14 protein-coding genes are annotated in these 14,048 nt (G+C 39.2%); 12 read left to right on the forward strand and 2 right to left on the reverse strand.

The window, feature by feature from the left end:
- Positions 1 to 26: 26 nt before the first annotated feature.
- Together AC2117_RS08495 and AC2117_RS08500 are read right to left on the reverse strand one after the other, a co-directional pair.
- Positions 27 to 704, reverse strand: a complete 678-nt coding sequence (locus AC2117_RS08495) for a DUF421 domain-containing protein (RefSeq protein WP_133973342.1) — start codon at positions 702 to 704, stop codon at positions 27 to 29.
- Positions 705 to 1,076: 372 nt separating this feature from the next.
- Entirely contained in the window at positions 1,077 to 1,757 is a 681-nt protein-coding gene (locus AC2117_RS08500; RefSeq protein WP_133973351.1) for a hypothetical protein, read from the reverse strand.
- A gap of 428 nt (positions 1,758 to 2,185) precedes the next feature.
- Between AC2117_RS08500 and AC2117_RS08505 the strand changes: the two genes are divergently transcribed.
- From AC2117_RS08505 to pcaG, 12 genes are all read left to right on the forward strand, one after another.
- Positions 2,186 to 4,378, forward strand: coding sequence for a TonB-dependent siderophore receptor (locus AC2117_RS08505; protein WP_413773098.1), 2,193 nt, complete (start codon positions 2,186 to 2,188; stop codon positions 4,376 to 4,378).
- 317 nt (positions 4,379 to 4,695) lie between these two features.
- Positions 4,696 to 5,085, forward strand: a complete 390-nt coding sequence (gene ftsB / locus AC2117_RS08510; protein ID WP_004643028.1) for a cell division protein FtsB — start codon at positions 4,696 to 4,698, stop codon at positions 5,083 to 5,085.
- A complete protein-coding gene (gene ispD / locus AC2117_RS08515) occupies positions 5,051 to 5,767 on the forward strand; it encodes a 2-C-methyl-D-erythritol 4-phosphate cytidylyltransferase (RefSeq protein ID WP_133973353.1) in 717 nt (238 codons plus the stop codon). Before ftsB ends, ispD begins: the two co-directional genes overlap by 35 nt.
- 344 nt (positions 5,768 to 6,111) lie before the next feature.
- Positions 6,112 to 6,783, forward strand: a complete 672-nt coding sequence (locus AC2117_RS08520; RefSeq protein WP_133973355.1) for a 3-oxoacid CoA-transferase subunit A — start codon at positions 6,112 to 6,114, stop codon at positions 6,781 to 6,783.
- 18 nt (positions 6,784 to 6,801) lie between these two features.
- The gene (locus tag AC2117_RS08525; protein WP_133973357.1) at positions 6,802 to 7,455 is read left to right on the forward strand and encodes a 3-oxoacid CoA-transferase subunit B; all 654 of its coding nucleotides are present in this window, start codon (positions 6,802 to 6,804) and stop codon (positions 7,453 to 7,455) included.
- A 12-nt stretch (positions 7,456 to 7,467) separates the two neighbouring features.
- On the forward strand, positions 7,468 to 8,679 hold the full coding sequence (gene pcaF / locus AC2117_RS08530) for a 3-oxoadipyl-CoA thiolase (RefSeq protein ID WP_133973359.1): 1,212 nt from the start codon (positions 7,468 to 7,470) through the stop codon (positions 8,677 to 8,679).
- 2 nt (positions 8,680 to 8,681) lie between these two features.
- Entirely contained in the window at positions 8,682 to 10,037 is a 1,356-nt protein-coding gene (pcaB, locus tag AC2117_RS08535; protein WP_133973361.1) for a 3-carboxy-cis,cis-muconate cycloisomerase, read from the forward strand.
- Positions 10,034 to 10,819 (forward strand): 3-oxoadipate enol-lactonase, encoded by a 786-nt coding sequence (pcaD, locus tag AC2117_RS08540; protein WP_133973363.1) that lies wholly within the window; start codon positions 10,034 to 10,036, stop codon positions 10,817 to 10,819. Before pcaB ends, pcaD begins: the two co-directional genes overlap by 4 nt.
- Before the next feature lie 42 nt (positions 10,820 to 10,861).
- Positions 10,862 to 12,217, forward strand: coding sequence for an MFS transporter (locus AC2117_RS08545; protein WP_042896112.1), 1,356 nt, complete (start codon positions 10,862 to 10,864; stop codon positions 12,215 to 12,217).
- A gap of 15 nt (positions 12,218 to 12,232) precedes the next feature.
- The gene (pcaC, locus tag AC2117_RS08550) at positions 12,233 to 12,646 is read left to right on the forward strand and encodes a 4-carboxymuconolactone decarboxylase (RefSeq protein WP_005306044.1); all 414 of its coding nucleotides are present in this window, start codon (positions 12,233 to 12,235) and stop codon (positions 12,644 to 12,646) included.
- A 10-nt stretch (positions 12,647 to 12,656) separates the two neighbouring features.
- Positions 12,657 to 13,382: a protocatechuate 3,4-dioxygenase subunit beta gene (gene pcaH, locus AC2117_RS08555; protein WP_042896114.1), complete on the forward strand. Its 726-nt coding sequence runs from the start codon at positions 12,657 to 12,659 to the stop codon at positions 13,380 to 13,382.
- 14 nt (positions 13,383 to 13,396) lie between these two features.
- Positions 13,397 to 14,026, forward strand: coding sequence for a protocatechuate 3,4-dioxygenase subunit alpha (gene pcaG / locus AC2117_RS08560; RefSeq protein ID WP_133973365.1), 630 nt, complete (start codon positions 13,397 to 13,399; stop codon positions 14,024 to 14,026).
- The last annotated feature ends 22 nt before the right edge of the window (positions 14,027 to 14,048 follow it).

Consider the following 14,048-nt stretch of genomic DNA (forward strand, 5'->3'; position numbering starts at 1 on the left):
TTTTAATAGGAAATAGCACCTTTTTATTATCCTAATCGGCGTGTTTTTAAAGACTCAGCCCAACTGTGATGTTTGCAACGGGTACATTCTTGATCGATTTTATTTAAAATTTTAGTTTCACCACATTTCATACATGAATAAAAAGTATTGATTTTAAGTACGTCCGCTTTGCAATAAGCATCAGGGAATAATGGCAAGCCCCATTTTACATCCTCATCTTCAAAATAAAGCAGACTGAGAATACCATCGGACTCCAGCAAAGCTGTTCTCACTTGTCCAAGATGTTCAACATTTTGTTGACGCATTTCCGAGAAAAACTCATCATGTGAATATGATTGTCTTTGGAAATCTTTGTAGACTACAAGGCCATCCTTAACAATACAAAGTGCTTTTCCTTCAAGCAAATCTTCAATTTTTTTATGCTTTACCATGCTCCATGTAGCAAATCGATAAAGAAAAAGAATAACGATAAACGCGACGAAGGCATGGGCAATAGGTAGGTCCTTAGTAAACATTGGGTCACCGGCAGCTGAACCTAAACATAAAATAATTGCGAGTTCAAAAAGGGAGAGCTGACGTATACCTCTCTTACCAGATAATCTTAAAAAACTAATAATGATTATGAACATCACGGTACATCGCACTAGAATTTCTAAAACAAAGTTCCAGGTCGTGTCACCTATGAAAATATTAAAAAAATCCATTTTTTCTCCTTTTGATAGGTGAAAGAAATCTTTATAAAATTCTTAGCAAATTAAAAATAGAAAAAATATACTTTTTAAGTAGTTATTGGTTAAAAATTCGAAATATATGCAACTTTTTATGAATTTTTCTCAAACAATTTTTTATGAGTCAACTTCCTATTGATCATCTGATCAAAAGAAGGTGCATCAAAACAATAGACTTATCAAGAGGCATTTTAAAAGTTATATGAGTTTGTATTTATAGAGAGGAGTACAAATATTAGGAGTTATATTCCGAGACGTACTTTCTTATTATTCTTATTATTGAATAAATTAAGCTTAACAAAGATATAAGCTGTAAATATGTCTGATAATAAGATTTAAGAAAATAGCTTAATAACAATAAGAAGTATAAGGGATCGAATCTAAACGTTTTTGAAAAATAGATGGATTCATAACGTTTTCATACATTTGTTGATAAGTTTTTTTGTGATCCTCAATGTTGTGATAATTGATAATTTCTTGGAGTTTATCTTTATATTCTATGTGTCCAGCATGAAACATGGCTGCATAATGGCCCCATAAAGCATATTGATATCGCAAAGCAGCTTTAGGGATTAAATTTATCTCATTTAAATAACTATTCGCGGTTTTTTCATAACATGCTTTTACTTCATGAGCATCCTTTTTCATTTTACTTAAGAAAATGCATTGTATCTCTTGTAGGTTTGAACTATCTGTTTTTGCTAGTATTTTTTCAGTAACTATATAAGCTTCATTAAGACAACCTAAGTGTATAAGTATTTTACGTTTAGTTTTTAAAAAGTTTAAGTTGTTATCATTAGAAGGTATCTTTTTTAATAAATTTTTTAATTTTAAATGAGCCGTAATTTGGTCTTGTTCAGTATTTAGGTTGTAAATAATATCATTATATTCATATATATAAGTATTAACTTGTCTATGTTTCTTCTGAGTATCCTTCATATTAACTATTTTTGAAGGGCTATCATCAGTAGGGTGATCACAAGCGCTTAAACCTAAGCTTACTAAAGAAAACGCTAAAATTTTGTGCACTACAATTTATACCCTTATTCTCTTTTATGAGATTTGATAAGAATAATAAAATATAAAATAAAATACTGTGTAGTTTTTTATTTCTCTCCTTATTGAGCAGTTCCATGGTAAATCTTAATTTGAAAATTAGTTTATATTTTTTATTGAATCAATAATATAAGGCCCTTTGTTTGAGCACTATAATTCAACAGGATCTGTACTCAACCTGTTAGAAATCCTTTTTTGTGCATGGATAGCTATTACATGCTTAATACTTTATAGATTAATAATTTAATCTACATAAATAAGAATAATTATTAACTTGAAGTTGATAACAATTATCATTCATGTTAATTTTTGTGCCGATCTTTTGCTATTGTGTAACAAGGAACATGGTAGTGAAAGGCTAAATATATGGTACAGCACATTGGTTATTATGGAATTTTCTTATGTACAATCCGCTCTTTAGAAAAGCATTTAGAGTTCACCCTTTAGCACTTTCTATGGCTTTAACGGTACCTTCAATTGTTTATGCAGATGAGGCAATGGGAACAGCCACTTTAGCAACGATAAAAGTACAAGCAGAACAAGAAAATTCCGCTGTTACCGAAGGTTCGGGTAGCTATACAGCAAAAAGCACAAATACTTCTACAAAATTAAATTTGTCTCTTCGTGAAACTCCTCAATCGGTCAAAGTTTTAACTCGTGAATATTTAGATGATCGAAAAATCGATTCTTTCCAAGATTTAATGAACAATATTACGGGTGTTTCAACTTCACGCACCGATGAGCGCCAAAAAGCTTATGCGCGTGGCTTTGAGGTGGATTATTATTTACTGGATGGAATGCCTAGTACAACCAACTTAAGTATAGGCGATCTTGATCTAGATATTTATGATCGTGTTGAAGTCGTTAAAGGTGCTAATGGCTTAACAACAGGCGCGGGGAACCCTGCGATGGCACTTAACATGATCCGTAAACATGCTAATGCCAAAGAGCTTACAGGTAATGTTAGTACATCTTTGGGTTCGTGGAATTCGTGGAGCAGCTCAGCAGATATCTCTACACCGCTTAATGCTGATGGGTCTTTGCGTGGCCGTATGTTTGTAAAGCATTCCGATGAAAAATCATTTATGGATTTTTATGAGAAAGAACGTAATGTATTTTATGGTGCCCTTGATTATGACCTGAGTGATAAAACAAGTATGTCGCTTGGGGCTACTTATCAAGAGTTACACCGTGACGGTATCCGTTGGGGCGGAACACCGGCTTTTTATACTGATGGGACTCGTACTAATTTTTCTAGAAGCTTAACAGTAAGTGCGCCTTGGACTTATTGGGATGTGAATACAACCGCAGTATTTGCAAACTTAAAGCAGAATTTATTTAATGACATTAATTTAAATATAGCTTATACATTCCGCAAAGAAGATACGGACTCTATGTTGTTATATACAGCAGGCCAAGTAGATAAGGCGACCAATACCAGCCCATTAGAAAATCCGAATGATGAGAAGCATAAAGCTGATTATGTTTCTGTATATGGCGCAAAAGCTGCAAATGAAGAAAATAATTTTGATGTCTTTATCAATGCTCCATTTACGCTTTTTAATCGTCCACAAGAAATCATTATTGGTGGATCTTGGAATAAGAACGAAAAGACGAAAGATATTTTTGGTGGATCTAACACAAACCAAGACATTGAAAAATATTTAGGTGGTCCGCTTAACTATAACGATATAGCTCAAGAGTTGCTTCAGCCTGTTGTTTTAAACGGTAAAAATGCGCTAAATGAAACTACACAAACTGCCGCATATATTGCTGGTAAATTTCAAATTCTTGATCCTTTAAAAATTATTGCTGGTGCACGTTTATCTAATTGGGAATATAAGTCTGAAAATGATAAAGGTAACCGTGAATTTAACAATGAATTAGCACCATATATTGGCGCTATTTATGATTTTGCCCCAGATCATTCTGTGTATGCGAGTTATACAGAAATTTTCAAACCTCAAGAACGTAAAGATGTAAATGATCAATATATTGACCCGATTACAGGTAAGAGTTATGAGGCGGGGTTAAAGAGCGAATGGTTTGGAGGGCGTTTTAATACAGCGTTGTCAGTATTCCGAATAGAACAATCTAATTTTGCTGAATCGATACCTGGCCGATTCATTATTCGCAATGGTACACAAACTACAGAGCAGGCTTATCGAGCTGTAGATGGGGTTGAAAGTAAGGGCTTTGAATTTGAAGCTGATGGTGAAATTAACGACAACTGGGGGATTAGTTTCGGTGTTGCTAATTTCGAAGCAAAAGATGCAAAAGGTACAAAGGTTAATACGACAAACTCTCGAACAACTTCGAATTTATTTGTTAAGTACAAACTTGATCAATGGAGTGCAGGACTTGGTTTAAATTATAAGAGTAAATACTACACGGGTAGTGGAAGCTCCCGTATTGAGCAAGATGCTTATGTTTTAGCAAGTGCGATGCTAGGCTATCAACTAGATAAAAATATCAAACTTCAATTCAATATTGATAATATATTTGATGAGAAGTATTACGAAGGTATTGGTGAAAACTCAATGAATTGGGGAACACCACGAAATGCAACAGTACGTGTTCGTTATAATTTCTGATTTAGACTCTCATAAGCAGTCGATTTGTGAAAGCCCTCTGATGAGGGTTTTTCTATATTTACTCAGCATAATTTAATTATACTTAGACTAGCGTTTAGGTGCATAGATTGATTTATAAGCAGTTGTACTTATAAATATTATTTCCCTTTCAAATTCCATTCATTTTTGACAAAATGAAACAAGTCACAATGGTCAATTAAAGTAATATGCCCATTAATAATTTTGCTTAAATTTTTGCAGGAATTGCGCATGTTGTTTGTTAATTACTATACAATACAAACTCTTAACGAAAGTTTTTAATTAAAAATCTTAATGATATGTTAGAAGTATTTCGATCCACTTCAAGCAAACTGATATTGCTACTGGTTATTGTTTTAGTAGCTATACTGCAATATCAATTTTGGTTAGGTGAGGGTGGTTATATCCCTCATCAAGCTCTCATGCAACAAATTCAGCAACAAGCTGAGGTAAATGAAGAGCTTAAAGAACGAAACCGTATTTTGGCGGCAGAGGTTTTTGACCTTAAAAATGGTACAGAAGCAATAGAAGAACATGCTCGCCTTGATCTTGGTTTGGTTAAACCTCACGAGACATTTGTTCAAATGAGTACAATCAGTACCCATTACAAGCCTATTTATATTGACCCGAACGCTAAAGTTGATTTGGAAACGAATGAGACACCTGCATCTCCAGATATCCCAGACTAAATTATGGGCAGTGATTCCAGCTGCAGGATCGGGAAGTCGATTTTCTAAAACTGAATTGAAGCAGTATCAATATATTCAGGATAGGACTGTTTTAGAACACACTATTGGGCGTATAAGTCAGCTTCCGTTAAATGGTTATGTTTTGGCAATTGGTACACAAGATACCTTTGCCCAGACTCTTGCATTTCAAAATATAGATAAGGCGCATTTTTGTACTGGTGGAGCCGAGCGAGTCCATTCGGTGCTAAATGCGTTAAATCATCTTTTAAATTTTGCCGATGAAAATGATTGGGTGCTTGTACATGATGCGGCTCGGCCTTGTGTAACAATTGAGTGTTTGAATGCACTTGTGGCAAAGGCAATTGAATCAAATGAGAGCGCTATTTTAGCAATTCCTGTTCGTGATACTTTAAAGCAGGTTAAGACAGGCAATCATATTGATAAAACGGTCAGCCGAGATTTATTATGGCAAGCTCAAACTCCTCAAATTACCAAAATTGGTAAACTCAAAAAAGCAATTGAACAGGCTTTAGAGAATAACGTCACTATTACCGATGAGGCAAGTGCACTCGAATATATGGGTGAAACTGTACAGGTTGTGATGGGACGTTCGGATAATATAAAAATTACCTATCTTGATGACTTAGAACTTGCGCGTTTGATTCTTCAATCTCAGTCTTAATTTGATTATTTTAAAATTGCTTGGATAATTAAACTTTCTAAGCAATTCTTTCTACATATCTATTTATAACAACTCATATTCTTTTACATTTATAAGTCTTACGATTTAACAAGATCGGACAATTACACATAGATAATGTTCGATCATCGAACAAATAACACTTATACCGAACAAAACCATAGCGGGATAACTAGATCAAATTATAAAAATTATCAAGAATGTTTAAAAGGGAAATCTAAGGGAAACACTCGGGATTGAGTGAAAATATTTATCTATTCTTCTCGCCTCAGTGTGTCTAACTCTCTTAGCTATCTCTTCCTGAATGAGCACAATGGAGTTGTCTAATGATTGACAAAAGTAAGTCCTCACTTACCGAGGTTCTGTCGCAAATTAAAGATGGTGCCACCATCCTGATTGGTGGTTTTGGTACCGCAGGACAACCCGCTGAACTCATTGATGGACTAATTGAACTGGGTGTTAAAGATTTAACGATTGTCAGCAACAATGCCGGTAATGGCGATTACGGTCTGGCTAAACTGCTTAAAGCAGGATCAGTTAAAAAAGTCATCTGTTCTTTTCCACGTCAGTCAGACTCTTATGTGTTTGATGAGCTGTACCGTGCCGGAAAAGTAGAGCTTGAAGTCGTACCACAAGGTAACTTGGCTTGTCGTATTCAGGCAGCAGGTATGGGACTTGGGGCTGTGTTTACCCCAACAGGCTTTGGCACACTTCTAGCTGAAGGTAAAGAAACCCGTGAGATTGATGGTAAAGACTACGTACTTGAATATCCAATCAAGGCTGACTTCGCCTTAATTAAAGCTTACAAGGGCGACCGTTGGGGCAATCTGGTTTACCGTAAATCTGCACGTAACTTTGGCCCAATCATGGCCATGGCTGCTGATGTCACCATTGTTCAGGTTTCTGAAGTAGTTGAATTAGGTGGATTAGATCCAGAACACATTATCACCCCAGGTATCTTTGTACAGCACGTTGTTCAAGTCGCGCCAGCACAGTAAGCAATAAGGAGAAATAACATGAGCTACCAGAAACTCAGCCGTGACCAGATTGCAAAACGTGTGGCACAGGACATTCCTGATGGTGCATATGTGAACTTGGGCATTGGCTTGCCAACCAAGATTGCAAGCTATTTACCTAACGACAAAGATATTTTCCTTCATTCTGAAAATGGTTTATTGGCTTTTGGCCCACCACCAGTGGCGGGTGAAGAAGACCCTGAACTGATTAATGCAGGTAAAGAGTTTGTGACCATGCTAGAAGGTGGCAGCTTTTTCCACCATGGTGACTCATTTGCCATGATGCGTGGTGGTCACCTTGATATTGCAGTGCTGGGTGCCTTTCAGGTTGCAGCGAATGGTGACTTGGCGAACTGGCACACGGGTGCACCGGATGCGATTCCTGCGGTGGGTGGTGCGATGGATTTAGCAGTGGGTGCCAAAAAAGTATTTATCACCACAGACCATGTGACCAAACAAGGTGAACCGAAGATTGTGGCTGAGCTGAGCTATCCGGTGACGGGTAAACGCTGTGTTGACCGTATTTACACTGACCTTTGTGTGATTGATGTGACCAAAAATGGTTTAAAGGTGATTGAGAAAGTGGAAGGTCTTAGCTTTGACGAGTTACAGGGTTTGACTGGTGCAACTTTGATTGATGCGACACAAGGATAAGGACGTAGGGAAATGACTTTAAAAAACGCTTATATCATCGATGCTATCCGTACTCCATTCGGCCGTTATGCTGGTGGTCTTGCACCTGTCCGTGCCGATGACCTTGGCGCTATACCGATTAAAGCCTTAATGCAGCGTAATCCAAATGTAGATTGGGAACAAGTTGATGATGTGATCTATGGCTGTGCTAACCAAGCCGGTGAAGACAACCGTAATGTTGGCCGTATGTCAGCATTGCTTGCAGGTTTACCGTATCAGGTTCCAGCAACCACCATTAACCGTTTGTGTGGTTCTTCACTCGATGCCATTGCTATGGCAGCCCGTGCTATTAAGGCAGGTGAAGCGAACTTGGTTATTGCTGGTGGTGTAGAAAGCATGAGCCGTGCACCCTATGTGATGGGTAAGTCAGACAGTGCTTTTGGTCGTAGCCAGAAGATTGAAGACACCACCATGGGCTGGCGTTTCATTAACCTTAAACTTAAAGAATTGTATGGTGTAGACACCATGCCCCAGACTGCCGAGAACGTAGCTGAAAAGTTTAACGTGAATCGTGCAGATCAGGACCAGTTTGCCTTGGCGAGCCAACAACGCACCGCAAGCGCGCAAGCCAAAGGCTTTTTTTCTAAAGAAATCGTAGCAGTTGAAATCCCTCAGCGTAAGGGTGATGCTGTTGTGATTGATACCGATGAACATCCACGTGCATCAACCACGCTTGAAGCTTTAAGCAAACTTAAACCTGTTGTAAAAGCAGATGGCACAGTTACTGCGGGTAATGCTTCAGGTATTAATGATGGTGCAGCAGCACTGCTGATTGCTTCTGATGAAGCAGTTCAAGCTTATAACTTAAAGCCACGTGCCAAAATCATTGCTTCAACAGCAGTGGGTGTGGAACCTCGTATTATGGGTTTTGCTCCAGCACCTGCAATTAAAAAGCTTCTTAAACAAGCCAACCTGACTTTAGATCAGATGGACGTAATTGAGCTTAACGAAGCCTTTGCTGCACAGGCTTTGGCAGTGACCCGTGATTTAGGTTTACCCGATGATTCTGCCAAGGTAAATCCAAACGGTGGAGCAATTGCTTTGGGTCATCCGCTTGGTGCGTCAGGTGCACGCCTAGTGACCACAGCCTTAAACCAGCTTGAACAAACAGGTGGACGTTATGCCTTGTGTTCAATGTGTATTGGTGTTGGCCAAGGCATTGCACTCATTATTCAGAGAGTCTAATCATGAGCCAGTTATATGCCAGCTTGTTTTATCAAAAAGACGTCACTGACATCTTTAGTGATTCATCATTAATTACATACATGATTCAGGTTGAAGTTGCGCTAGCTCAAGCACAGGCACAAGTTGGTGTGATTCCTCAAAGTGCGGCTAACACAATTGCACAAGTGGCTGAACAAGCACTAGAAAAGTTTGGCTTTCCAGCTTTAGCAGTGGCAACTGGACTAGCTGGGAATATTGCTATTCCGTTTGTAAAACAACTTACAGCAATTGTTAAAGACGTTGATGAAGATGCTTCACGCTATGTGCATTGGGGAGCAACCAGTCAGGATATTTTAGACACAGCGTGTATTTTGCAATGTCGTGATGCGTTGAACATTGTGGAAGCTCAACTTCAACAGTGTTACACCACTGCATTGCAACAAGCTAAGCAATATCGTCATCAAGTCATGATTGGGCGTACATGGTTACAGCAAGCTTTGCCAATTACTTTAGGACATAAGCTTGCACGTTGGGCTTCTGCATTTAAACGTGATTTAGACCGTATACAAGCAATGAAACCACGTTTACTCACTGCTCAGTTGGGCGGTGCTGTGGGTTCATTGGCTTCTTTGCAAGATCAAGGTTCACTTGTGGTCAGTGCATTTGCAAAGCAACTTGATTTAGCTGCACCTACATGTACTTGGCATGGTGAGCGTGATCGCATTGTAGAAATCGCAAGTGTGCTCGGCATGATTGTTGGTAATACAGGCAAAATGGCACGTGATTGGTCTCTTATGATGCAAACCGAAATTGCAGAATTGTTTGAACCCACAGCGAAAGGTCGTGGTGGTTCATCAACCATGCCTCATAAACGCAATCCAGTAGCGGCTGCTTCAGTACTTGCAGCAGCAAACCGTGTGCCAGCACTCATGTCTAGCATTTATCAAAGCATGGTACAGGAACATGAGCGTAGCTTAGGTGCGTGGCATGCAGAATGGTTGGCAATCCCTGAAATTTTTCAACTATGTGCTGGAGCATTGAGTCGTACTGGTGAAGTTTTACAAGGTTTCGAAGTTAATGCTGAGCATATGCAACGGAACCTTGAGTGTACCAATGGATTGATTATGGCGGAAGCAGTCATGATGGCACTTGCTCCAAAAATTGGCCGTTTAAATGCTCATCATGTGGTTGAAGTAGCTTGTAAAACAGCAGTGGCACAAAACCAGCATTTATGCGATGTCGTTAGCCAGTTAGATGAAGTAAAAGCACAGTTCAGCCGAGATGAAATTGTGGAAATATTTAAACCAGAAAACTATTTAGGCAATATTCAGCAACAGATTGATGCAGTTTTGCAAGAAGCACAAGGAGAGTCAAAGTGAAACAGACTATTAGCAACCGTCAAGGTAAACAGTTAGCTGTATACACTGAAGGTTTAAAAGATGCTCCTGTGCTTGTGTTTTCTAATTCGTTAGGAACAGACCATGGTATGTGGCAACCACAAGTAAATGAACTTAAAAATCATTTCAATGTCATTACATATGACACACGTGGCCATGGTGAAAGCGATGTAATTAGCGACACCACATTGCAAAATTTAGCGGAAGATGTTGTTGATATTTTAGATGCCTTAAATATTGAAAAAGCACATTTTTGTGGCATTTCAATGGGTGGCATTACAGGGCTTTGGTTAGGTATTCATTATCCAGAGCGCTTCCATAGTATTACTGTTGCGAACTCGGCAGCCAAAATTGGGCAGGCTGATGCTTGGTTGAGTCGTGCAGAATCTGTAGAGCAAAATGGTCTGGCTGAATTGGTTAAAACCACACATACCCGTTGGTTTAGTGAAAAATTTGACTATCAACATAATGTTGTTGCACAGACGACCATTCAAAGTCTTGCAAATACACCAGCACAAGGTTATGCCAATGCATGTCGTGCTTTAGCGCATGCCGATTTAAGAGATGAAATTGCACAAATCCAAATTCCGGTGCTGCTGATTGCAGGAACATACGATCCGGTGACTACAGTAACAGATGCTGAGTTTATGCAGCGAGCGATTAACAACAGTCAACTTGCGAAAGTGGATGCATCACATCTTTCTAATATTGAGCAACCGCAAAAATTTACTCAGGAACTAACTCGGTTTATTCAACAGCTCTAGAAATTTAGCAGTTTAAAAGGAATTGGCCTTAAGGAGGCAAATATGGCGTCTCAGGATTACGCTGCACCAAATAAAAGTATCGATGCTCAAGCACTGATCAATGATGCTCCACTCAGTAAGTATCAATGGATGATCGCAATCATCTGTTTCTTAATTATTTTTACTGATGGTATCGATACTGCTGCGATGGGTTTTATCGCTCCAGCTTTGGCTCAGGATTGGGGCGTTGACCGCTCTCAGTTAGGCCCAGTGATGAGTGCTGCACTTGGTGGAATGATTATTGGAGCTTTGGTTTCTGGCCCAACAGCTGACCGTTTTGGTCGCAAAATTGTTTTAGCTGTTTCAATGCTTATTTTTGGTGGTTTTACCTTGGCATCTGCCTATGCAACAAATCTGGATAACCTTGTTGTATTGCGCTTTTTGACAGGTATTGGGCTGGGTGCAGCTATGCCAAATGCCACTACATTATTTTCTGAATACTGTCCAACACGCATTCGTTCATTACTCGTGACATGTATGTTCTGTGGCTACAACTTAGGTATGGCAACAGGTGGCTTTATTAGTAGTTGGCTGATTCCGACTTATGGCTGGCATAGTTTATTTTTGCTAGGTGGTTGGTCTCCTCTGATTTTAATGATTTTAGTGATTTTCGTTTTACCTGAGTCTTATCGCTTTTTAATTGTGAAAGGTAAAGACCCTGAAAAAGTACGCAAAATTTTAAATCATATTGCGCCAACTCAAGTTCAAGATGTAAGCACTTTTTATGTTCCAGAAGAAAAAACTGAAACCGCTCAAAAGAAAAATGTCTTTGGAATTATGTTTTCTAAACCTTATGCGAAAGGAACACTTTTGCTTTGGTTGACCTATTTCATGGGCTTAGTGGTTGTTTACTTGCTTACAAGTTGGTTACCAACCCTCATGCGTGAAACAGGTGCTTCAATGGAGCGTGCTGCATTCATTGGTGGATTGTTCCAGTTCGGTGGTGTGGTAAGTGCTTTATTTATTGGCTGGGCAATGGACAAGTTCAACCCGAACCGAGTGATTGCTATTTTCTATTTTGCCGCTGGTCTATTTGCAATTGCTGTGGGTCAAAGCTTAGGAAATTCAACTTTACTTGCTGTGTTGGTTCTTTGCGCAGGTATCGCGATTAATGGTGCGCAATCTTCAATGCCAGCTTTAAGTGCACGTTTCTACCCAACTCAATGCCGTGCAACAGGTGTGTCTTGGATGACAGGTATTGGACGTTTTGGTGCGGTAGTTGGTGCTTGGATTGGGGCTGTATTACTGGGTAATGATTGGTCGTTTACCGCCATTCTCAGTTTATTACTAATTCCAGCGACTGCTGCGGCTGTTGCTGTATTTGTTAAATCACTTGTTGCGCATACCGATGCAACTTAATGGAGGTCTATCACAATGAATGATGAACAACGCTATAAACAAGGCATTGAAGTGCGGACTGAAGTTTTAGGTGAAAAACATGTTGGTCGGTCTTTGCAAAACCTAAATGACTTTAACCAAGATTTTCAAAATTTTATTAGTCGTTATGCATGGGGTGAAGTGTGGTCTCGTCCGGGTCTACCACGTCATACACGTAGTTTAGTCACCATTGCAATTTTATTAGCTCTAGGCCGCGAAGATGAACTACGTATGCATTTACGTGCATGTTTCAACAATGGTGTAACTAAAGAAGATTTAAAAGAGTTGATCTTACATAGCTCGCTCTATGCAGGTTTACCTGCTGCAAACGCTGCAATGCATATGGCCGAAGAAGTCTTTAAAGAGTTGGGAATAGAAGTCAACTCAGTTGCAGCGAAAGAACAGGATTAAGGAGATAAAGATGTCACAACATAGCTGGGGTGCTTACGCCCAACGTAATACAGAAGATCATCCACCTGCATATGCGGAAGGTTATAAGACAAGTGTTTTACGTTCGCCAAAAAATGCATTGATTTCTATTAATGAGACTTTAACTGAAGTCACTTCACCGCATTTTTCTTCAAATTTGTTTGGACCAAAAGATAACGATTTGATTTTGAACTATGCCAAAGATGGTTTGCCAATTGGTGAGCGTGTCATTGTTCATGGTTATGTTCGCGACCAATTTGGTCGTCCTGTAAAAAATGCACTTTTAGAAGTATGGCAAGCCAATGCTTCTGGCCGTTACCGTCATCCGAATGATAAATATATTGGTGCTATGGACCCTAACTTTGGTGGTTGTGGTCGTACATTAACCGATGAAAATGGCTTTTATATTTTCCGTACCATTAAACCGGGTCCATATCCGTGGCGTAACCGCATTAATGAATGGCGTCCGGCACACATCCATTTCTCTTTAATTGCTGATGGCTGGGCTCAGCGTCTAATTTCACAGTTTTATTTTGAAGGCGATACGCTCATCGATACTTGCCCGATCTTAAAAACGATTCCTTCTGAAGATCAACGTCGTGCATTGATTGCACTAGAAGATAAAAACAACTTTATCGAAGCTGATAGCCGTTGTTACCGTTTTGACATCACTTTGCGTGGTCGTCGAGCGACTTACTTCGAAAACGATTTGACTTAATCAGGAGCCTTAGCATGAATAACTGGAATTTTCAGGAATTAAAAGAAACTCCATCTCAAACAGGTGGTCCTTACGTTCACATTGGTTTGTTGCCACAACAAGCAAATATTGAGGTTTTTGAAAACAACTTTAATAACCAGCTTGTACAAGACCAAACTCAAGGCCAGCGTATCCGTCTTGAAGGGCAAGTATTTGACGGATTAGGTTTGCCGTTACGTGATGTGCTTATCGAGATTTGGCAGGCCGATGCAAATGGTATTTACCCAAGTCAAGCTGATACACGTGAGCAAAAAGCTGACCCCGCTTTTCAAGGTTGGGGCCGTACAGGTGCAGACTTTGAAACGGGTATTTGGAGCTTTAATACCATTAAACCGGGTGCAACTGCTGGTCGTAAAGGTTCAACTCAAGCACCACATATCGCTTTAGTGATATTTGCTCGTGGTATTAATTTAGGTCTTCATACACGTGTTTATTTTGAAGATGAAGCCGAAGCAAATGCTAATGATGCAATTCTAAATAGCATTGAATGGGCACCGCGTCGCCAGACCCTTATTGCAAAACGTTCTGAAGAAAATGGTGAAGTTATTTACCGCTTTGATATTCGTATTCAAGGTGATGACGAAACCGTATTTTTTGATATTTAAGAAACACCCAAGGCTACACATG

This window comes from Acinetobacter calcoaceticus (assembly GCF_900520355.1).
In the GTDB taxonomy this organism is placed as follows: domain Bacteria; phylum Pseudomonadota; class Gammaproteobacteria; order Pseudomonadales; family Moraxellaceae; genus Acinetobacter; species Acinetobacter calcoaceticus_C.

What these genes read in the sequence shown, in the direction of transcription:
- AC2117_RS08525 (WP_133973357.1), top strand. Translation starts at nt 6,802, where the DNA reads ATGAGCTACCAGAAACTCAGCCGTGACCAGATTGCAAAACGTGTGGCA.
- AC2117_RS08520 (WP_133973355.1), top strand. Translation starts at nt 6,112, where the DNA reads ATGATTGACAAAAGTAAGTCCTCACTTACCGAGGTTCTGTCGCAAATT.
- AC2117_RS08545 (WP_042896112.1), top strand. Translation starts at nt 10,862, where the DNA reads ATGGCGTCTCAGGATTACGCTGCACCAAATAAAAGTATCGATGCTCAA.
- ispD (WP_133973353.1), top strand. Translation starts at nt 5,051, where the DNA reads ATGAGACACCTGCATCTCCAGATATCCCAGACTAAATTATGGGCAGTG.
- AC2117_RS08495 (WP_133973342.1), bottom strand. Translation starts at nt 704, where the DNA reads ATGGATTTTTTTAATATTTTCATAGGTGACACGACCTGGAACTTTGTT.
- pcaB (WP_133973361.1), top strand. Translation starts at nt 8,682, where the DNA reads ATGAGCCAGTTATATGCCAGCTTGTTTTATCAAAAAGACGTCACTGAC.
- AC2117_RS08505 (WP_413773098.1), top strand. Translation starts at nt 2,186, where the DNA reads ATGTACAATCCGCTCTTTAGAAAAGCATTTAGAGTTCACCCTTTAGCA.
- pcaF (WP_133973359.1), top strand. Translation starts at nt 7,468, where the DNA reads ATGACTTTAAAAAACGCTTATATCATCGATGCTATCCGTACTCCATTC.
- pcaC (WP_005306044.1), top strand. Translation starts at nt 12,233, where the DNA reads ATGAATGATGAACAACGCTATAAACAAGGCATTGAAGTGCGGACTGAA.
- pcaH (WP_042896114.1), top strand. Translation starts at nt 12,657, where the DNA reads ATGTCACAACATAGCTGGGGTGCTTACGCCCAACGTAATACAGAAGAT.
- pcaG (WP_133973365.1), top strand. Translation starts at nt 13,397, where the DNA reads ATGAATAACTGGAATTTTCAGGAATTAAAAGAAACTCCATCTCAAACA.
- ftsB (WP_004643028.1), top strand. Translation starts at nt 4,696, where the DNA reads ATGTTAGAAGTATTTCGATCCACTTCAAGCAAACTGATATTGCTACTG.